At 53.0% G+C, this 6,708-nt stretch carries 6 protein-coding genes and 1 pseudogene; 3 read left to right on the top strand and 4 right to left on the bottom strand.

The window, feature by feature from the left end; translation table 11 throughout:
• The 3 genes and pseudogenes from RTP97_RS01105 to cedA form a co-directional block, all read right to left on the bottom strand.
• Nucleotides 1-493, bottom strand: a pseudogene (locus RTP97_RS01105) (hypothetical protein); the annotation flags it as partial.
• Nucleotides 490-1,281 (bottom strand): hypothetical protein, encoded by a 792-nt coding sequence (locus RTP97_RS01100; RefSeq protein ID WP_312410077.1) that lies wholly within the window; start codon nt 1,279-1,281, stop codon nt 490-492. The gene RTP97_RS01100 and the pseudogene RTP97_RS01105, both read right to left, overlap by 4 nt.
• A 312-nt stretch (nt 1,282-1,593) precedes the next feature.
• Nucleotides 1,594-1,836, bottom strand: a complete 243-nt coding sequence (gene cedA / locus RTP97_RS01095) for a cell division activator CedA (RefSeq protein ID WP_312410076.1) — start codon at nt 1,834-1,836, stop codon at nt 1,594-1,596.
• A gap of 149 nt (nt 1,837-1,985) precedes the next feature.
• On the opposite strand from cedA, the gene katE reads away from it, so the two are divergent.
• Nucleotides 1,986-4,244, top strand: a complete 2,259-nt coding sequence (katE, locus tag RTP97_RS01090) for a catalase HPII (RefSeq protein WP_312410075.1) — start codon at nt 1,986-1,988, stop codon at nt 4,242-4,244.
• 65 nt (nt 4,245-4,309) lie between these two features.
• Here katE and osmE read toward each other — a convergent pair whose 3' ends face one another.
• Nucleotides 4,310-4,651 carry an osmotically-inducible lipoprotein OsmE gene (osmE, locus tag RTP97_RS01085; RefSeq protein WP_312410073.1) on the bottom strand — a complete coding sequence of 114 codons (342 nt, stop codon included), beginning with the start codon at nt 4,649-4,651 and terminating at the stop codon, nt 4,310-4,312.
• 252 nt (nt 4,652-4,903) lie between these two features.
• On the opposite strand from osmE, the gene nadE reads away from it, so the two are divergent.
• Nucleotides 4,904-5,731: an ammonia-dependent NAD(+) synthetase gene (nadE, locus tag RTP97_RS01080; protein ID WP_312410071.1), complete on the top strand. Its 828-nt coding sequence runs from the start codon at nt 4,904-4,906 to the stop codon at nt 5,729-5,731.
• An 85-nt stretch (nt 5,732-5,816) separates the two neighbouring features.
• Nucleotides 5,817-6,692 (top strand): excinuclease Cho, encoded by an 876-nt coding sequence (cho, locus tag RTP97_RS01075; RefSeq protein ID WP_312410069.1) that lies wholly within the window; start codon nt 5,817-5,819, stop codon nt 6,690-6,692.
• The last annotated feature ends 16 nt before the right edge of the window (nt 6,693-6,708 follow it).

Genomic DNA, 6,708 nt, shown 5'->3' with positions numbered 1-6,708 from the left:
TATCGCCCCGCTTATTTTTTAACGGAATGGCGTAGCTGTCGGTTTCGTGGTCCGCTGAACGGTAGCCCCAGTAGAAGCGTATAACCGGGGAACGGCCTTCCCCATCCTTTTTCATATGCCGTGAGCCTGAGACCCATTTCATCTTATTCCCATCTGTACCGTAATAGGTATTCAACTCGCTATCTTTTTCATCACAGGGCGTCAAATGACCTTCTTCATATGTATTTTCTATTAAAGCAAACTCACCTTTCAGACCCAACCGCTCATTGAGACCTTTACATAATGCCGCCTCTGCATTGTTGTACCATTCTCCTTCAGAATTGACGCCATGTACAAAAATAATTAGCCCCGGTAATTGTAAAGGCGGTCGTACCTCAGCACGAATCTTAATATTTTTATGCGAAATCATTGAATAAGCATAGGGTGTACCATTATCTGTAACGAACACCGGCACTCTACGCGTCGGAAAGGGAGCTTTATCTTCATCACTCATATTTTATTTCCTTGCTGAAGGATTGGTTCAAGTTTTCTATCGCACTGCATTTTGATCACTCCACTACGTGGATAAAATTTTAATAAGTTGAGCTTGTAAAAGCCATACGGTGGAATATTTTCCCCTGGCCTGAGTAGCTCATATTCACGATCTGAACGAACAAAGCCCATACTGTTATTTTTATCGAAGTCCCATCGATAAACTACAGGATAAGAATTGTTAACCGAACGATAATAGATAACATAAAAACTTCTGTCTGTAACAATCATGTCATAATCTTCCGTGTCGCCTGTCGGGTCTTGTGTATAACTGCCATATTCGACACTTTTCAGCGTTTTTCCACCGTCTACTGTGACGATAACAGCATTCATACAACCCTTATCCGAACCCATACAGGCTGCATAGCGGGTATTAATTGTTGCCGGAAATGCAAGATAATCATCACGTGTGGACAGCCAGAACAAACGCCCCTTAAACAGATACCCTGACCCGTCCAACATTTTGACATGGATCCCTTTTTTCTTATTGTTATAGAATGTTTGCCCGTCCTCGCACCGGGTATAATTCTCCAGCGTGAAATAGCGGCCATCATCAATCTGGTAAATAATTTGCGGTGGACCATAAACCGATAGCGGTGCATTTCTGTCTTTTTGTGTTGTCACCGTTTCATGCAGACTTCCTGCACCGAGACCAAACGCTGCCCCCTCAGAAACACAACCGGAAAGAGTAAATAAAACAACAGCCATTGCAGATAAATGAAACCCTAAAGTTGCTTGCATATTTAACATAAATTATCCATTACCCTAAAAGGAGTCTGACTCAAAAAACAAGCGGCCAACAAACTAAGAAGCCATACTTCCATTAAAAAGTAAAACAAATAAAATTGCTATAATTCGCTTTTTGAGAGCTCAATGGAAATTGAATAAAGATTTAATATAAATAGCGCAAACAAATTGATGTGGTGAATGTTTTTACTTTGGTTAATTATTCAAAGGAGTTTTAATCTTCATCATTTACCCACACCCATACACCGACCCGGAAAAGGCCTATGTATGGGCGCAAAAAATAATTTGCCGTAAAGGGGAACGTACGTAGCCACCTTACGCCTCGTCAATCTCCCCTTCCTGACGCATCTGCTCTGCCCAACGCTGGGCTGCCTCCGGCATGCTAAACGTCGGCGAACGACGGAAATGCTCCCCCACTAGCACAAACGCCACGTACTTACCGCGCAGCAGCCAGACGTCACGAAACCCTTCCACCTTGTTGGCGTGATCGGGTGGCGCAGGCTCCACGCGGGGTACGTAGCTGATAACAGGGCGGTTATTTTGACGAAAAGGTTTCATAGGCGAGAGTTCACTAAAACAGATTGCAAATACAGGCAGCCACTATGATAGCCGATTTCACGGTAAAAACACGGGGTTGCTCTATAGTTATAAGGGTTTTGACGTTACATCGGCCACCCTTTCAGCAATGAAAACAGGAGACGAGCACAATGTCGCATAATGAGAAGAACCCACACGGCCATCAATCCCCGGTACACGATCCCAGCGAATCCCAACCCGGCCTTGACTCACTGGCCCCCGAAGATAACTCCCACCGCGCCGATCCCCGCCCTACGCCTCCAGGGGAGCAGCCAACCGCCCCCGGCAGCCTAAAAGCGCCCGACACTCATAGCGAGAAGTTGACCGCACTGGAGACTTTCCGCAAAGGCAGCGAAGATTTCCCTCTGACCACGAATCAAGGAGTACGCATCAGCGACGATCAAAACTCCTTACGCGCGGGCAACCGCGGTCCGACGCTGCTGGAGGATTTTATCCTGCGGGAGAAGATCACCCATTTTGACCACGAGCGTATTCCAGAGCGTATCGTTCACGCCCGCGGCTCGGCGGCCCACGGCTACTTTCAGCCCTACAAGAGCCTGAAGGATATTACCAAAGCCGATTTCCTCAGCGACCCTGAGAAGATCACCCCGGTCTTTGTCCGCTTCTCTACCGTCCAGGGCGGCGCGGGCTCGGCGGATACCGTACGTGACATTCGCGGCTTCGCTACCAAATTCTATACCGAAGAGGGGATCTTCGATCTGGTCGGCAACAATACGCCGGTATTTTTTATCCAGGATGCGCACAAGTTTCCAGACTTCGTCCATGCGGTGAAGCCAGAGCCGCACTGGGCTATTCCTCAAGGGCAGAGCGCCCACGACACCTTCTGGGACTACGTCTCGCTACAGCCGGAGACGCTGCACAACGTCATGTGGGCCATGTCCGATCGGGGCATTCCCCGCAGCTACCGTACCATGGAGGGCTTCGGCATCCATACCTTCCGCCTGGTTAACGCCGAAGGCAAAGGGACCTTTGTCCGCTTCCACTGGAAGCCGGTAGCGGGTAAAGCCTCGCTGGTGTGGGATGAGTCGCAAAAGCTCACCGGTCGCGACCCCGATTTTCATCGTCGCGATCTGTGGGAGGCCATTGAAGCAGGCGATTTCCCCGAGTACGAGCTGGGGCTACAGCTGATCCCGGAAGAGGATGAGTTCAAGTTTGATTTTGACCTGCTCGACCCCACCAAGCTGATCCCCGAGGCGCTGGTCCCGGTTCAGCGGGTGGGCAAAATGGTGCTGAACCGCAATCCGGATAACTTCTTTGCCGAAAACGAACAGGCAGCGTTTCACCCTGGCCATATCGTTCCCGGCATGGATTTTACTAACGATCCGCTGCTGCAGGGGCGTCTCTTCTCCTATACCGATACGCAGATTAGCCGTCTGGGCGGGCCAAACTTCCATGAAATCCCCATTAACCGCCCGACCTGCCCGTACCATAACTTCCAGCGCGACGGCATGCACCGCATGGATATCGACACTAACCCGGCGAACTACGAGCCAAACTCGATTAACGACAACTGGCCGCGTGAAACGCCCCCCGGCCCGAAACGTGGCGGATTCGAGTCGTATCAGCAGCGGATTGAAGGCAATAAGATCCGCGAGCGTAGCCCATCCTTTGGCGAGTACTATGCTCATCCACGCCTCTTCTGGAAAAGCCAGACCCCGCACGAGCAGCAGCATATTATCGATGCCTTCAGCTTTGAGCTGAGTAAGGTTGTTCGCGAGTATATCCGCGAGCGGGTAGTCGATCAGCTGGCCTTCATTAATACGGGGCTTGCCCAGGCAGTAGCGAAAAATTTAGGTATCACGCTTACTGATGACCAGCTTAACGTGGCTCCGCCAAAAGATGTGAACGGTGTCGCAAGCGACCCGACGCTCAGCCTTTACGCCCAGGCAGATGCCAGCGTCAAGGGTCGAGTGGTTGCCATTCTGCTTAACGATAAGGTGGTTGCCAGCGAGCTGCTGAGCATCCTGCAGGGACTACGGGCGAAAGGCGTGCATGCTAAACTGCTCTACTCACGGATGGGGGAAGTGACGGCGGACGATGGTTCGAGCCTGTCAGTGGCGGGCACCTTTGCCGGATCGCCCTCGGTGACCGTCGATGCGGTGATCGTTCCCGGCGGAGATTTAACTCACCTGCTGAACAATGGTGACGCCGCCTACTATCTGCTGGAGGCCTACAAGCATCTGAAGGTGATTGCCCTGGCGGGCGATGCGCGGCAGTTTAAGCAGACGCTGAAAATAGATGCCCAGAGTGAAGAGGGTATTGTTGAGGCCGATAACGCGTCAGGTTCCTTTGTGGATGATTTCCTGACCCAGCTGGCCGCACACCGCGTCTGGACCCGGGGCAGCAAAATCAGCGCTATCCCAGCCTGACGGATTGCAGACCATAAAAAAACCGGCGCTTACGCCGGTTTTTTCTTGCTCAGGCTAAAATCGCATTACTGCTTCGGTGCCTGCGGATCGGTGTCGTACTCCGCACAGGTCTGGTAACCCGAATTCATTACGTGGCCGGTATCGTCCAGGGCCACAAAGTAGGTCTCAGTTTTACCATCGCGCTGACTCAGGATATAGGTCTGGCAGGTACCGCGAGCGTGGATCATCGTCACTTCGGAGGACGGTTTGCCTGCAATCTGCATAACCTGCGCACGGCTCATGCCTTTTTTAACGTCTTTAACTACCGGCGTAGTGACCTGATCTTTGGTACGATCGTAAGCGGTACACCCTGCCAGCATCGCCATCACTGCTGCTGCACCCATAATTCCTGCGAGTTTCATATTCATAATCCTTCCTCTTGTTATCCGCTGTTGTATCAGCGCGTTATCTAAGCCTGGAATATAAAATAACTTTTTTCAACCCGTCGATTAGGATGGCATAACTTTCGGAAAATTCTAATAAAACTGCTATAAGCTGCTAAAACGCCGTAAATTACGGCACTCAGCGGTCATAGCCTTGTCGTTTCACTGCCAACGGGTTAGCTTTATTAGAGTGCGATATTGCGACTGGCCCAGTTGGCCACTAACGGAGGATGTTTAATGACTCTGCAACAAGACATTATTGAAGCGCTTGGCGTGAAGCCAACGGTAGACGCGGAAGAAGAAGTTCGCCGCAGCGTAGATTTTCTCAAAGCCTACCTCAAGGCACACCCGTTTTTAAAAACGCTGGTGCTGGGCATCAGCGGCGGCCAGGATTCGACTCTCGCCGGCAAGCTTAGCCAGCTGGCCATCAGTGAACTGCGCCAGGAGACGGGCAACGAGGCGCTGCAGTTCATCGCCGTGCGCCTGCCCTATGGCGTGCAGTTTGACGAGCAGGATTGCCAGGACGCCATTAATTTCATTAAGCCGGATCGCGTACTGACCGTTAACATTAAATCCTCGGTGCTGGCCAGCGAGCAGGCTCTGCGCGAGGCGGGCATTGAGCTGAGCGATTTCGTTCGCGGCAACGAAAAAGCGCGTGAGCGTATGAAGGCTCAGTACAGCATTGCCGGGATGACTAGCGGCGTCGTGATCGGTACCGACCATGCCGCAGAGGCAGTCACCGGGTTTTATACCAAGTACGGCGATGGCGGTACGGATCTCAACCCGCTGTTCCGCCTGAATAAACGCCAGGGTAAACAGCTGCTGGCCCATCTGGGCTGCCCGGAGCATCTCTACAAAAAAGCGCCGACGGCGGACCTGGAAGACGATCGCCCCTCCCTGCCGGATGAAGCCGCGCTGGGCGTCACCTATGAAAACATTGATGATTATCTGGAAGGCAAAACGCTGGATGAAGGCACCGCCCGCATTATTGAGGGCTGGTATCTGAAAACCGAACACAAGCGTCGTCCGCCGATCACGGTTTTTGACGACTTCTGGAAAAAATAAAATCCCCAGGCGGCGCAAGCCGCCTCTTTTTTCACCAGCCATAGCCTGCTACACTGGATAAGTAACCAGTATCAGGAGTTTATCTGTGGCGAGGCGTCAATCTGCCCCACGTCTGGATTTTGAGACGGCGGCTATCTACGAGTATCCCGAACATTTGCGACCGTGGCTTGAGGCGTTGCCCAAGCACCCCGGCGTCTATTTTTTCCATGGCGAAAGCGAAACGATGCCGCTCTATATCGGTAAGAGCATCAATATTCGCAGCCGCGTACTCTCTCATCTGCGTACCGCCGATGAGGCCTCTATGCTGCGGCAGTCAAGACGTATTACCTGGGTGCGTACCGCTGGAGAAATTGGTGCCCTGCTGCTGGAGGCGCAGCTGATTAAAGAGCAGCAGCCGCTGTTCAATAAGCGGCTGCGGCGCAATCGCCAGCTCTGCTCTCTGCTGCTGGCGGGGGAAAAACCGCAGATTGTCTATGCCCGCGAGGTCGATTTCTCGGCCCAGCCAGGGCTATACGGTCTGTTCGCCAACCGCCGGGCAGCGCTGCAAACGCTGCAAAGCATCGCCGATGAGCAGAAGCTCTGCTACGGCCTGCTGGGGCTGGAGTCGCTCACCCGGGGCCGGGGCTGTTTCCGCTCGGCGCTTAACCGCTGCGCGGGGGCGTGCTGCGGCAAGGAGAGCGTGGAGGCACATAATCAGCGCCTGGTGGACGCGCTTGAACGTACGCGGCTGGTGTGCTGGCCGTGGCGCGGCCCGGTCGCGCTGAAAGAGAGCAGCGGAGAGATGACCCAGTACCATATTATCCATAACTGGCTGTGGCTCGGCTCGGTGGATTCGCTTGACGAGGCGGCCAGCCTGCCGCGTCCGCAGGCAAGCTTCGATCAGGACGGCTATAAGATCCTCTGCAAGCCGCTGATTACCGGCCAGCACGATATCACCGAGCTGCCCTGGCCAGCGGAATGACGTTTGCCTGCCTGCC

This window comes from Pseudescherichia sp., assembly GCF_031998825.1.
Classification (GTDB): Bacteria; Pseudomonadota; Gammaproteobacteria; order Enterobacterales; family Enterobacteriaceae; genus Pseudescherichia.
This window is presented reverse-complemented; position numbering and strand designations above follow the sequence as displayed.